The following is a 13,151-nucleotide window of genomic DNA, read 5'->3' as shown; positions in this document are numbered from 1 at the left end:
CGACGCGGGGCGAGCAGGCTGATTTCTCTTCACAAGCAGGCGGCGACAACGCCGAAGCTCAGGTTTGCGATCCAGGCAAGCACGGACCCGGCATGGATGGTGGCGGAACGCCACGGGATCTCGCAGCAGACGGTCTGGAAATGGCGGAAGCGGGACAGTGTCCATGACCGGAGCCACACCCCGCACAGGCTCCAGACGACACTCACGCCAGCGCAAGAGGCGGTGGCGGTGTCGTTGCGCAAGACGCTGCTTTTGCCGCTCAACGACCTTCTCTGCGTGGTGCGGGAGTTTCTGAACCCTAACGTCTTTCGCTCCGGGCTCGACCGCTGCCTGCGTCGGCATGGAGCAGGCAACCTGCGAGACCTGAAGCCTGCCGCGCCACGGCCCACGCACAGCCTTTCGAGGCCATGAGCCAGGCCATGTGCATGTCGACGTGAAATACCTGCCGCAGATGGCGGACGAGGACCGCCGCCTGTATCTGTTCGTCGCAATCGACCGAGCCGCCCGCTGGGTCTTCGTGCGCATCTATCCTGCGAACACCGCCGCCAGCGCGCGGCGCATTCTGCGCGATCTGGAGCGCGCTGCGCCGATGCGGATCACCCGATGCTTACGGACAACAGCAGAGAGTTCACAGATCGTCTTTTCGGCCCGCGCAAGCGTGCCGCCACCGGCAACCACGACTTCGACCGGCCCTGCACCGAGCTCCGCATCAAGCACCGTCTGGCCCCGCCCATGCACCCTCAGACCAACGGCATGGTCGAGCGCTTCGACGGTCGGATCGAGGGCGTTCTGCAAAGCGACCACTTCCGCAGCGGCGAGAACGTCGAACAGACTATACTGCGCTACGTCCGGCTCTTCAACGGCCAGCTCCCGCAATCAGTGCTCAACGGCAAAATGCCCATCCACGCTCTCAAGGATTGGCAGCGCCGGAAAGCGGAAATCTTTAAGAACCCACCTTATAATTACAAGGGTTGCGACAGCTAGAGATGCGATCAAAGGCGCCATGCTGAAAGGTCCTTCGACCTGATACCCGGCCACGCGCTTACCGATGGCCGGGCGCGATCAATCGAAGAAGTCCGGCTCACTCGGCTGATCAACCTCGATCATTTCTGGACATATGAGACGAGCCCTCAAGTGGTCCAAACGTAGATGCGTCGATACATGATGCGCCGCGAGCCTCTCACATTCGACCGAATCGGACACGCCCACGCACAACCTCGACAGGTCGTGCAAAACTTGAAGGCTACGATCCAGGTTCTGCATGACGCGCCTGCTCGACGGATTTGCCATCGCTGCGGCGAGGATCCCGCTTTCGATGCGGCGCAAATCCTCTTCAAGTTCGTCGAGCTGAGTTCCCACAAAACGTAGGATCTCGCCAATTCCCAGGTCTACGCGATCTCCCGTCATACTGCCCCGAGCATGGGCTTGAGACAGGCCCGCAATTTGGGCGTATCGAAGGGCTTGGCGAGAACGTTATTGGCCCCGTGACGTCTGGCGTCGTCGATAAGATTTTGGTCCAGCTTGCCGCTGACGAGAATGAACCCCACTTTGGCGGTTGTCTTATGACCCCGGAGCTTTGCCAGCAGTTCCAGGCCGCTCATCCCGGGCATATTCTGGTCAGAAATCACCAAATGGCACCCCTTGCGCAGGGCATGGTCCAATGCCGATTCACCGTCTTTCGCGAAGTCGATCTTCTTGAAGCCAATCTCCTCGAGGGAGGACGTAATTAGACCGCGACTGACGCTCGTGTCGTCTACGACGAGAATAGAGATCGTATCCTTGACAGACATTCATACGCTCCGATCATTGTGTTTTGCTGCCCGCGGTGCCGGTCCAGCCGACTTGGGGCGGTAAGCGTTGCGCCCAACCTGGGCAAAGGTTGCGTTGAGTTCCGGGGTCAGTCGTTCAGAATGCCCGATGAAGAGCATCCCTTCTGGATGAAGCACGCGCGCGAGCCCTGCCCATAGAACAGCCTGAGCTGTACTATCCATGTAGATTGCAGCGTTCCGGCAAAAGATCGTGTGGAACGGTCCGCTGACGGGCCAAGGGTCGAAAAAGTTCAGGTACCGAACCGTAACGAGGTCCCTAAGCGGCTCTCGCACGCGAACCCGATCCTCCGATCCTGGAACGTCTTCGAACATTATCCTCGCCAGTTCGTCGCTGACGAGAGAGCTTGGCGGGCGCGCGTACTCGGCAGTTCTAGCCCGCTGCAGCACGGTTTGGTCGATGTCTGTGGCGAGTATGCGAATGTCATGTCGTGGTGCCTCGGGAAAGGCTCGAACCAAGGACGCAGCGAGAGTATAGGGTTCTTCTCCAGATGAGCATGCGGCAGACCATAGCCGAACCCGCTGCCCATCCCGCAGTGCCTGCACAATGGCTGGCACCACCTCGTTCTCAAATATCGTGAAGTGTTCGGCCTCACGACAGAATTTAGTGGTGTTCGTAGTCAATGCACCGATCGCGTGCTGAACCTCGTCAGCAGACGTGCCCGACGTGACGAGATCAATGTATTTGTCGAAGTCTCCCACTCCGCTCCGTTTCACATGGCGCTGCAGTCGAGAGTGCACAATGCGTCGAGACCCTCTATCCAAGCTGATTCCGGTGCGCTCACGCATGAAGGCTGCAATCTTCAGAAAAGCGCTATCGCTTAGCTCCTCGCCCGGTTCAGCGGCGACCGTTGGCTCGAGTTTCATTCAGGCAGTTCCGCTCAGCGCAATCGCAGGCGCCGCTGCTGCGGCATTCAGAATGCTAATCGTGGTGTCTTCTACAACTATCAACCCCTCGATATATTCACTGGTCTCGGCACCAGACATGTCGGGCATCGGCTGGATTGATGAAGGGGGGACACTCAAGATATCCGAAACTGCGGTGACGAAGAAACCTACCACTTGGTCCGCGATCTGCGTGACAAGGATCACGTGGCGCGCTTCAGGCTTTAGCGGAGGCAATCCCAACCTTGCGGCCAGATCGACTATCGGAACGACGGCTCCGCGGAGATTGACGACCCCGAGAACATAGCCTGGAGCATGTGGTAGAACGGTGACGGTAGTCCAGCCGCGTATCTCCCTAACCTGCATTATGTCCATGCAGAAGCTCTGCTCCGCCACGGTGAAGATAATCAGTTCGCGCTTATGCTCGTGTCGAGCATCGGTCGAGTCGTTCATGATAGTGCCTTCTTTTTGACTCCAACCGAACTCGTGTCGTGGGAGTTCGCGGGATTGCTGGTTATCTCGTCCGGGTCGACGATAAGTGCTATCTTTCCGTCCCCTAAAATTGTGGCCGCCGCGATGCCAGGGACGCGCCCGTAGTTGTTTTCTAGGCTTTTGATAACAACTTGACGTTGATCATATATTCGGTCCACGGCGAACGCGGTCAAAGCCTGATTTTCTGTTTCAACAAGAAGAAGCACTCGTTCGGTCGGTGGGCGATTGGAATTTCCAAAAGAGAATACGTCCGATAGCTCAATGATCGGGATGAGTACGTCTCGCACGTTCACCATCTTCGAGCGTGGACCAACGTGGCTGAGCTTCGCCTCTTCCGGCCGGATAGTTTCGACGATCGCAGAAATCGGAATGACCAGCGTTTGACCCGCAACGTCAACAACCATGCCGTCAAGGACAGCAAGGGTCAGCGGTAGGCTGATTGAAATTGTGGTTCCGGCACCTGGTTCAGATGTTATCGAAATGCGTCCACCGAGTTTCTGTATCTCACGGTTGACCACATCCATTCCGACGCCGCGCCCCGATAGATTTGTCACCGCTTCTGCCGTCGAAAAACCGGGCGTGAATAGGAGTCGGTCGATGTCAGCCGGAGATAGGGTAGCATCCGGGGAGACAAGTCCTTTTTCGACCGCCTTTGAGAGAACTCTTTCCCTGTTTACCCCGCCCCCATCGTCCGATATGTCGATAAAGACCCGGCCCGAACGGTGGACGGCGGATAGCCGGAGGTGTCCCTCGAGCGGCTTTCCTCGGCCTTTTCGCGTTTGCGCATCCTCGATGCCATGATCGATCGAGTTGCGCAGGATGTGGGTGAGAGGATCGACCAAATGCTCGACGACCGTGCGGTCGACTTCTGTTGATTCACCTTCTGTTGTTAGTATTACGTTCTTTCCTGCGATATCGGCGGTTTCCCGCACAATTCGCGCCATTCTCTGAAATAGAGGCTTAACTGATTGGGCCCGAAGGTTCATCACTCCTTCTTGGATCTGACGGGATAGGGTCTTTAGCTCCTCCAAGGCCTGATCAATTCGCGTGGCTTCGCTGAACTGCGTCTCTGCCACAGACTGTGCGAGAACCGATTGATTGATGACAAGTTCTCCGACGAGGTTGATCAGCGAATCCACAAGGTCGAGGTCTACGCGCAAAGTTGTTTTCTGGGGTGGAGCTTTCCGGGAGACTTCCGGCGTGCTCGGCTTTTCATCCTTGTCGACACTATTGTCGTCGACGCTTGTAGAATCGGGAGGGCCATCGGGATCCGGTTCTGGATCACTTCTGTTCGCATCTTCCACATCAACAGAAATGGCTGCTAGTTCGCCGACGAAGTCGAAGACGTCCCAGAGTTCCTGGGGCGCCGCGGTCGTAACCAGCCTGAGCCGCCATGACATGAGACCGTCGTTTTCCTGCAATTCAGGAAGGATAGCCTCCGTCTCAAGATCTCCCATGGACGCGAGCTCACGAAAAAGGTGAACGGGTTCGTGGCCGAGGTCGTAGAGTGCTCTGGTTGGCGAGAACTTAATCTGGTACGCTTCTTCAGATGGTTCGACCCCCGGAAAATCCAACATGATTGGTTGGAAGCCGAAACTTTCGGGAGACATCTCGCTCGAATCTGGCTCATTGGATTTGTCAATTCCCATCGCGAGGATCGACGAGATCATCTGGTTGAGGATCGCCTCATCAGTCTCAGCGCCCGTGCCACCTCCAGTAACAAGGTCGGCCAAGTGATCCGAAGCGCGGTAGAATTCACGAACGAGTTCGCTCGACACGCTGATGTGGCCGAGGCGGAGATCGTCGAGAACGGATTCGAACGCATGGGCAAAGCTTGTGAGCGCGTCGAGGCCGAATGACGCGGCTCCTCCCTTGATTGAGTGCACTGCCCGAAACATCGCGTTGATCGTCTCGGACACCTCACCTGCGTCTGCCTCGGGATGCAGTTCACCGAGACCGTCCGTCAGTGTCTCGAGTTGTTCGTCGCATTCGACGAAGAATACCTGTCGGATTTCGTCCAAAGTTGCCATCGATTCAAGCTCCCGCGACGCGGCGTATCGCCGCTAGAAGCTTGGCGTCGTCAAATGGTTTGACGATCCAACCGGTCGCACCGCCGTCCCGAGCCCGAGCTTTCAGTTCTCCTGCGCTCTCTGTCGAGAGAACGAGGATAGGTGTTCGTCGGCTTCCTTCCCGCTTTCTGACCGTCTCAATGACACCGAACCCGTCGAGTCTCGGCATATTGATGTCTGTGATGATAACGTCGGGGGACACGGTCGAGGCAGTCTGCACTCCAACTTCGCCATCCTCGGCCGTAAACACTTCGAAGCCCGCCTCTTCGAGCGTAGCGCGAAGTAGATCGCGCATTGTGCGCGAGTCGTCGATCGCCAGTACCTTCAGACCGCTCATTTTTTGTCTCCCAGATTTTCGAGGGTCGTCGACAGACCCAGCAGTTCGAGGTCGGCGTGCATCTCGCTTGAAGCATTGATGTGCCAAGCACCACCTGACCCGGAGCGCATCGTTCGCGCTCGATGGAGTTCATGAGCGCAAAGCGCTCCGATTCCGCGAACTCCGCTTCCGTCGATTGTCAGGTCTGCAGAAGCGGCGGAAAGCTCATCGCGGAGGGCATCGGCTTGATCCGAGGCTAGCCGTCCTTCCAGCGTGATTTGATTGCTCAAGACTGATCTCCATCGAAGAACATGACGTCGTCGCCTTGCGGCGTGTTTTGAGGTTCGTCCGCGACCATCTCGCGTACGAAGAGCTGCGAAGCTCGACCCGTGGAAGGGCAGAACTTGATGCGCCTTGCCATGGTCCCTCCAGTAGATCGGGCGACGCAGGGAATTTTCTCGAGTTCGAGAAACTCGAATGCGAAGGCGGCGTTGCGGTCGCCAATACTGTTGAGCAGTTCACCCATCCGAGCCCCACCAAACACTTTTGCGGAAATTCGGCTGCGGCGAGCGCCGTGCTTGAGTAGGCCGTTGATCAAGATCTCCATGGCGTAGAGGCCGTAGCGTTCGGTCGAATGACTGCCACCCGCGCCAAATGGCAAGAGGAAGTGGTTCATCCCTCCGACTCCGGCGGTCTCGTCGAACATGCAGGTTGCGATGCAAGACCCGAGGAGCGTCGTCAGCTCCAGGTTTGGATCGTCGGTGACTTGGCATTCTCCCTGCAGAAGGGTGATCGACTTTGGCGACCGAACTGGATGCTGCGTGTCTTGAAGCGGCGGAGTTCCCATCAGAAGTCCGTCCATGTCTCGGTGGCCGTTGCCGCCGCTGATGCAGATGCAAATGGTCCGGCTTTCGCTACGGCGATTTTGGGCGCGCGAGCGGGAGGCGTCGGTCTGGTCTGCGATCGCGTGTCTTTGGAGCCGGGCACACGGAACCGGGCGATAGCTTCAACCAGGGTAGAAGCATCGTTGCGCAGGGTCTCGCTCGCTGCGGTGGTTTCTTCCAGGCGAGCCGCGTTCTGCTGCGTGGCCCCGTCAAGTTGGTTGACGGCACCGTTGATGTCTTCGAGCGATGAAGACTGGTCCTTGGCCGCATCGGCGATCTGTACCACTCGCTCGGAGATGTTCGTGACCAAGCCTACGATCCGTTGAAGCGCCTCGCCGGTTTCGCCCACGAGGGCCACGCCGGATTTCACCTGCGCGCTGCTCTGACCGATAAGGGTGTTGATCTCGCGTGCGGCGTCGGACGACCGTTGCGCGAGGGCGCGCACTTCCGAAGCGACAACGGCGAAACCTCTTCCTGCATCGCCCGCCCGTGCCGCCTCGACGCCGGCATTGAGGGCAAGCAAGTTCGTCTGGAACGCGATGTCGTCAATGACTTTAATGATCGAAGCGACTTTTTGCGACGATGCCGCGATTTCGTCCATCGCCCTGACGGTGCGCACAACAACCTCACCGCTTTGCTCGGCACCTGCGCGAGCATCAGCGACGATGGAACTTGCCTCGCGCGCACTTTCCGCCGCGTTCTTTACGCCACCAGTGAGTTGATCCAACGCCGCGGCCGTTTGTTCGAGCGTGGCCGCCGTGCTTTCGCTGCGTTGCGAGAGGATCTCGGCCGTAGTGCTGATCTCCCTCGTTTCGTTGCAAATCTTGCCGGCGCGCTCGGCAATCTCCGTCATCGCGGACTGAAGCATCTGAACCGTCGCGTTGTAGTCGCTGCGCAGTTCTTCGAAGCGGTCGGCGAACCGCCCCTCGATCTCGGCATCCAGATCGCCGCCCGACAGCTTGCTCATGCCGTCTCGCAAGGCATCGACGACCTGGGTGCGCTCCCTCTCGGACTGCTCACGTTCTGTACGAGCCTGTTCGAGGTCGATCTGCGCCTCGCTCACATCGCGAGCGACGAAGAACAGGCGGTGGATGGTGTCGTCGATGTCCCGCATCGCGTTGATGTTGCACTCGACGAAGACCGGCTTCCCGGAACTCGAGGTGATCTGGAACAGTCCGTCGATGTTCTCGCCGCGCAGGACCTGATTGACGATGTGCTGGCCGGTGGGACCGTTCGGCACGACGCTGCGGATCAATTCGGCAAGCCGGGCGGATTCGGTTCCAACTGCGCTGCGGAATGTGTCATTGCAGGTCTTGAGTTTGCCGTCAGCACCAAATTCCGCGCAAAGTTGGGTGCGTTCGATCGCGTCGATACGCGAGCGGTCGCGAAATTCGTCGGTCATATCCTGCCATTCGAGAACGTAGCCGGCTTGGCTTCCATCGGCAGCATGAATGGGTTGAATCTGCAGTTTCATCCGACCCTCGCCGAACTTCAGGCGGGTGCTGACAGCCGACGCTCCGATCCGGTCCAGAATGCGGCCGTGGTCGTTGGGGTGAAAACGCTGCAGGGGCTGCCCGACGATGTCGGTGGGATCGAAGCCCGGGATCATCTTCATGATCGCATCGCGGTACGTCTTCATCAGCTTTTGTGCAGCGGGGTTGATCGCGGTGATCTGCCCTTTTGCGTCAGCCACCATCAGAGGCGCGCTGGTCGCGTCGAAGGCAGCATTGGTTTCTCGAGCGCGGGCCTCGAGCTCGGCGGCGGCGCTCAGGTCGCTGCGGAACGAGTCGACGGAGCGACTGAGAACGCCGAACTCGTCCCGCCGGTGGGCATCAGCGACCTCGAAATCGTAATCGCGGTGGCGCAGACGTTCGACCGCAGAAGCCAGGCGAGACATCGGCTTTGAGACGATGAACCGGAACGCTATCAAGACGATTGCCGTGGCGATGATCCCGACGACGATCGTGGCCAGAAGAACTTGCCGCTGGATGGCATGGCGCACTGCGGCGATATGCTCCGTCGTCCATTCAACGGCGATGGTGCCCGCTTCGGAACCGTTTGGAAGCGTCAATTGCGCCAACGAGATCCGCTCTGCGTTGGAAGCAGGTGCGATTCCAGTGGAGGCCAGCGCATACAATGCCTGCAGGTTGCCTTGACCTGTTGCCGCAAAAGGTTCGCCCTCGGCATTGGTAATTGCGACGCGTGCGATCGCGCCGTCCGAGTTTTCGACAAGACGCTCAAGGGTGCTCTCGGTGCTTCCCTGCTGTTCGAAGGCGACCTGTGCGCCGAGCAGCGTCCCGACGAATTCAACTTCGGCATCTACCTGAGCGGCCACGAGGCGCGTGGTGATGCGCTCGAGGCCGTCGTCGAATACCAGGTCGAGAGCGATACCAAGCAAGGCAATGGCGCAGACGACGCAGGCGCTGATCTTGAAGCCTGCTGAACGATAGAACGGGGTCTGTTTCTGGGAAATCATGTCGCGGTGCCTCATCTTGGCGAATTCAAAGAACGGCTGCGTCGAAGCCGAAGGTGACGGCGCCCACGGAGGTGCCGGTGACGGGATCGACCAGCGTTCGCGACACCTGGATCTGGAAGCGGCCCGTGGATTCGTCGAGCTCCAGATCCTCGATGTGGAGCGCGTCGGGGCTCTGGCTGAAGGTTCGAAGGAACTTGTCCTCGTCGCCTTGCCAGAAATCCGACGTCACGCTGCTGACGGCGGCGTTCATCCCGCGCTTGTCCATGACGATGATTTCCGTGAGGGCGCCCCCGCCGCGTTCCATCATCGCTCGCAGGCGCTCCGTCCCGGGGCCGGAGATGACCGCTTCGATGGTCGGTTGGTCGTCTTCGCCGACCTCGCGGCGCCACATCCGATCGAGGGCGATCAGCTCGTACTCGGACAATTCACCATGGGCCGCGTTGCCTGCTTCGATGGCAATGCGCACGCCCGCATCGGCCATGAGATCCTGTGCAAGGTCATGCGAGAGCTGTGATATGGCGTCGGTATCGGCATGTGCGGCTTGCGCGCACAACAGTCCCAGACATGTCAGAAGCGGCTTGAACGTCATGGCAGGGTCCCGTGGCAATGTACCGTCTGCCAGACCCTACGTACGGGGATTTAATAAGCATTTAATCGGCGCTGCGGCGTTCAGGTGAACGCCAATCCATACGCCGTGCATTCGTCTAGAATGCTCCGGAAATGACAAGGCGGACCGGGGTGCCATTCACCCCCGGTCGCACTCTAGCGCTCTGCGTTGCAGCCCGTCAGCCGCGTTCGTCGGCCACAATCTCGCGCATCACGTCGAGCGGCACATAGCCGCGGACCATCTGGTCGCCGAAGACGAAGGAGGGCGTGCCATTGACGCCCATCCGCTGCCCAAGCGCCAGCCCCGCTTCGATCCGCTCGTCCACGGCCGGCGCCTCCATCTCGACGGCGATGGCGTCCCAGTCGAGATCGTTGTCCTCGGCAATCCCCTGAAGGCTCGCCTCGCTCACCTCGCCGCGCATGGTCATCAGTTCGTCGTGAACCGTCTCGTAGGCTGCGTCGCCGGCAACCCGCTGGGTGGCGATCGCGAAGCGGCTGGCGAGGACGGACTGCTCGCCGAGGATGGGAAACTCCTTGACGATGAAGCGGATGTTGCCATCGCTTTCGATCAACTCTTCGACCTCGGGAAAGGCACGGCGGCAGTAGCCGCACCGGTAGTCCAGGAACTCGACCACCGTGACGTCGCCCTCGGGATTGCCTCCGACCCAGCTGTCCCCGCTGTCGAAAAGTGCCTCGGCATTTTCGGCAATCAGCTCGGCGTCGGAGGTCGCCTGGGCCTGCTGCTCGCGGCTCTCGAGGACCGAGATCGCCTCCATCAGGACGTCCGGATTGTCCAGCAGGTAGGCGCGGACCTCGTCGCGGAAGGCGGCGCGTTCGGCATCTGTCATGTCCCCGATCTCGGTGGCCGCGGCCGGGCCGGCGAGCGCGAGACAGAGTAGGGCGGCGAGGGGAGTCTTCATCGGCGGGCTCCTTGAAGTGTCGGACGAAAGCGTGGGCGATCCGCCCCCGCGTGGCAAGGGCACTTGCGGCAACGTGATTGACGCCCGGCACGAGGCGCGGCAGGCAGGCGACCGGAGGTGCGAAAGATGCGGCAATCGAGACGCGGGGACGTTGATCCGTTCATCGTCATGGACGTGATGGAAAAGGCGCGCGCCGCCGAAGCCGCGGGACGGCACATCATTCACATGGAGGTTGGCCAGCCGAGCACGCCCGCGCCCGCCGGCGCGCGACGCGCACTTGCCGCCGCGATGGAGACGGGACCGCTGGGCTATACGGTGGCACTTGGCCTGCCGGCCTTGCGCGCGCGGATCGCACAACACTACGCCGAGTGGCACGGCGTCGATCTGGACCCGGCGCGCGTCGTCGTGACGGCCGGCGCCTCGGCGGGGTTCGTCCTGGCCTTCACCGCGCTTTTCGACGCGGGCGAGCGGGTCGGGCTGGGGCTGCCGGGTTACCCCTCCTATCGCCACATCCTGAAGGCGCTGTCGCTCGACCCGGTGGGGATCGAGACGGCGATGGAGGACCGCTTCCAGCCGCGCCCGGACCAGATCACGGCCGATCTCTCGGGGCTGATCGTTGCCTCGCCGGGGAATCCGGCAGGCACCATGCTGTCGCGCGACAGCCTCGCCGCGCTGATCGCGCAATGTCGCGAGATGGACGTGACGCTGATCTCGGACGAGATCTACCACGGGCTGCACTACGACCGTCCGGCCGTCTCGGCGCTGGAACTGACGGGTGACGCCTTCATCATCAATTCCTTCTCGAAGTATTTCTCCATGACGGGATGGCGGATCGGCTGGATGGTCGTGCCGCAAAGCCACGTCCGCCAGGTCGAGCGGCTCGCGCAGAACCTCTTCATCTGTCCCAGCCACGCCAGCCAGGTAGCGGCGCTCGCCGCGTTCGACTGCCACGAAGAGCTCGACGCGAACCGCTCTGTCTATGCTGCGAACCGGCAGCTGATGATCGACGGGTTGGCGGCGGCGGGGTTCCCCAGTTTCGCGCCGCCCGATGGCGCGTTCTACGTCTACGCCGACTCGCGCCACCTGTCGGACGACGCGCTCGCCCTGTCGGGACGGATCCTCGACGAGGCGGGCGTCGCGGTCACGCCCGGCCTCGATTTCGACCCGGTGCGGGGACGGGGGATGCTGCGATTCTCCTACGCCCGTTCCACCGCCGATATCGTGGAGGGACTCGGGCGCCTGAAGGAATGGGCCGAGCGGGCCTGATTTTTCTTTCGGAATTTTTCCGCCGATGCTATCCTTTCTGCCACAAGACGGGGCACGCAAAGACCCCGACCGAGGCAGACAAGACGAGGCACGAGCGGATGGAATTCCGACGATTGGCTATCGGCCTGATTGTCGCGGCGTGCCTTGGGGCGCCCGCGGTAACGCAGGACTTCACTGCCGATGACTGGAACGGGGGCGCCCCCGCGCCGCCGAGCGATGTGCCGGCGCCGTCGAGCGGGCTGACGGCTCTCGCCCGGATCGACACGGATCAAAGCCGGATCGAGGATTTCGGAGCCAACCTGCATGTGGAACTCGCGCTGAGCCAGCCGGTGCCGTGGCGGGTCTTCACGCTCGATGCGCCGCGGCGGCTGGTCATCGACTTCTCGGAGGTCGATTTCACCGGCGCGGAACTGGCGAACCTTCATGCATCGGATCACGTGCAGGGCCTCTATCGCGGGCGCTTCCGCGAGGGGTGGTCGCGCCTCGTGGTCGAGCTTGCCAACCCGCTTCGTATCGAAACCGCTGGCCTCGTCACGACCGGCGTCGAAGGCGCCGTCTTGAAACTGCAGCTCGCGCCGACCACCGCTGAACGCTTTTCCGCCGAGGCAGGCGTTCCCGAGGGGGCGGCCTTCGCGTTGCCCTCTCCGGAAAACGTCCCGGTGCCTTCCCTGCGCCAGAGCGGAGACCGACCGTTGCGCGTCACGCTCGATCCCGGACATGGCGGGTTCGACCCGGGCGCCGAGGCCGACGGGATCAAGGAAGCGGACCTGGTGCTGACCTTCGCAAAGGAACTGTCGGAGGTCCTCGAGGGGCACGGGATGAAGGTTTCGCTGACCCGTGAGGATGACCGCTTCGTGCCGCTGCCGCGCCGCGTCAGCCTGGCGCGTCGGGCCGAGGCCGATGTGTTCCTGTCGCTTCACGCCGATGCACTGGAAGACGGTCTTGCCTCGGGCGCGACGGTCTACACCCTGTCCGAGGATGCCTCCGACGACGCCTCGCGCATGCTGGCCGAGCGCATGGACCACGGCGACCTGCTGATCGGAGTGGAAACCGGGGTGGCAGATGACGCCGTCGCGAGCGTCCTCCTGGACATGGTTCGGCGGGAAACCGGGCCACGCTCCGAGGCACTGGGGGACGAGATCGTCGCAGGCTTGGCGCAGGCGACCGGCGACCTGCACAAGCGCCCACGTCTGAAGGCGGATTTCTCGGTCCTGCGCGCCGCGGACATCCCGTCGGTGCTGATCGAACTCGGCTTCATGTCGAGCTCTAGCGATCGCGCGCGGCTGACCGACCCTGTATGGCGCACCCGTGCCGCCGACGGAATAAGGGTCGGCCTTCAGACCTGGGCACGTCGCGACGCGCTCGAAGCGCAGCGGCTGATGCAGTAGCTCTCACGGAACCGTGTGGCGCG

At 61.2% G+C, this 13,151-nt stretch carries 13 protein-coding genes and 1 pseudogene; 3 read left to right on the top strand and 11 right to left on the bottom strand.

What is annotated here, in order from left to right:
* The first annotated feature begins 18 nt into the window (after window positions 1-18).
* A pseudogene (locus PAM7066_RS01480) lies at window positions 19-984 on the top strand (DDE-type integrase/transposase/recombinase).
* A gap of 78 nt (window positions 985-1,062) precedes the next feature.
* On the opposite strand, the gene PAM7066_RS01475 reads toward PAM7066_RS01480, so the two are convergent.
* The 11 genes from PAM7066_RS01475 to PAM7066_RS01430 form a co-directional block, all read right to left on the bottom strand.
* The gene (locus PAM7066_RS01475; protein WP_085852340.1) at window positions 1,063-1,407 is read right to left on the bottom strand and encodes a hypothetical protein; all 345 of its coding nucleotides are present in this window, start codon (window positions 1,405-1,407) and stop codon (window positions 1,063-1,065) included.
* Window positions 1,404-1,790 carry a response regulator gene (locus PAM7066_RS01470; RefSeq protein WP_085852339.1) on the bottom strand — a complete coding sequence of 129 codons (387 nt, stop codon included), beginning with the start codon at window positions 1,788-1,790 and terminating at the stop codon, window positions 1,404-1,406. Before PAM7066_RS01470 ends, PAM7066_RS01475 begins: the two co-directional genes overlap by 4 nt.
* Complete coding sequence (locus tag PAM7066_RS01465; protein WP_085852338.1) at window positions 1,791-2,693, bottom strand: CheR family methyltransferase; 903 nt, start codon at window positions 2,691-2,693, stop codon at window positions 1,791-1,793.
* Window positions 2,694-3,164, bottom strand: coding sequence for a chemotaxis protein CheW (locus PAM7066_RS01460; RefSeq protein ID WP_085852337.1), 471 nt, complete (start codon window positions 3,162-3,164; stop codon window positions 2,694-2,696).
* Window positions 3,161-5,233 carry a chemotaxis protein CheA gene (locus PAM7066_RS01455; RefSeq protein ID WP_085852336.1) on the bottom strand — a complete coding sequence of 691 codons (2,073 nt, stop codon included), beginning with the start codon at window positions 5,231-5,233 and terminating at the stop codon, window positions 3,161-3,163. Before PAM7066_RS01455 ends, PAM7066_RS01460 begins: the two co-directional genes overlap by 4 nt.
* 4 nt (window positions 5,234-5,237) lie before the next feature.
* Window positions 5,238-5,609: a response regulator gene (locus PAM7066_RS01450; protein ID WP_085852335.1), complete on the bottom strand. Its 372-nt coding sequence runs from the start codon at window positions 5,607-5,609 to the stop codon at window positions 5,238-5,240.
* A complete protein-coding gene (locus tag PAM7066_RS18475) occupies window positions 5,606-5,878 on the bottom strand; it encodes an STAS domain-containing protein (RefSeq protein WP_139214929.1) in 273 nt (90 codons plus the stop codon). Before PAM7066_RS18475 ends, PAM7066_RS01450 begins: the two co-directional genes overlap by 4 nt.
* Window positions 5,875-6,294, bottom strand: coding sequence for a chemotaxis protein CheD (locus tag PAM7066_RS01445; RefSeq protein ID WP_175484542.1), 420 nt, complete (start codon window positions 6,292-6,294; stop codon window positions 5,875-5,877). Before PAM7066_RS01445 ends, PAM7066_RS18475 begins: the two co-directional genes overlap by 4 nt.
* 140 nt (window positions 6,295-6,434) lie before the next feature.
* Window positions 6,435-8,963 (bottom strand): methyl-accepting chemotaxis protein, encoded by a 2,529-nt coding sequence (locus PAM7066_RS01440; protein WP_085852333.1) that lies wholly within the window; start codon window positions 8,961-8,963, stop codon window positions 6,435-6,437.
* 10 nt (window positions 8,964-8,973) lie between these two features.
* On the bottom strand, window positions 8,974-9,537 hold the full coding sequence (locus PAM7066_RS01435) for a hypothetical protein (protein ID WP_085852332.1): 564 nt from the start codon (window positions 9,535-9,537) through the stop codon (window positions 8,974-8,976).
* A gap of 196 nt (window positions 9,538-9,733) precedes the next feature.
* Entirely contained in the window at window positions 9,734-10,474 is a 741-nt protein-coding gene (locus PAM7066_RS01430) for a DsbA family protein (RefSeq protein ID WP_085852331.1), read from the bottom strand.
* 126 nt (window positions 10,475-10,600) lie between these two features.
* On the opposite strand from PAM7066_RS01430, the gene PAM7066_RS01425 reads away from it, so the two are divergent.
* Together PAM7066_RS01425 and PAM7066_RS01420 are read left to right on the top strand one after the other, a co-directional pair.
* Entirely contained in the window at window positions 10,601-11,740 is a 1,140-nt protein-coding gene (locus PAM7066_RS01425) for a pyridoxal phosphate-dependent aminotransferase (protein ID WP_085852330.1), read from the top strand.
* 98 nt (window positions 11,741-11,838) lie between these two features.
* Window positions 11,839-13,128 carry an N-acetylmuramoyl-L-alanine amidase gene (locus PAM7066_RS01420; RefSeq protein WP_085852776.1) on the top strand — a complete coding sequence of 430 codons (1,290 nt, stop codon included), beginning with the start codon at window positions 11,839-11,841 and terminating at the stop codon, window positions 13,126-13,128.
* The last annotated feature ends 23 nt before the right edge of the window (window positions 13,129-13,151 follow it).

This window comes from Palleronia marisminoris (genome assembly GCF_900172315.1).
In the GTDB taxonomy this organism is placed as follows: domain Bacteria; phylum Pseudomonadota; class Alphaproteobacteria; order Rhodobacterales; family Rhodobacteraceae; genus Palleronia; species Palleronia marisminoris.
Note: the sequence above shows the minus strand (reverse complement) of the source record. Positions and strands in the feature narration are given on the sequence as shown.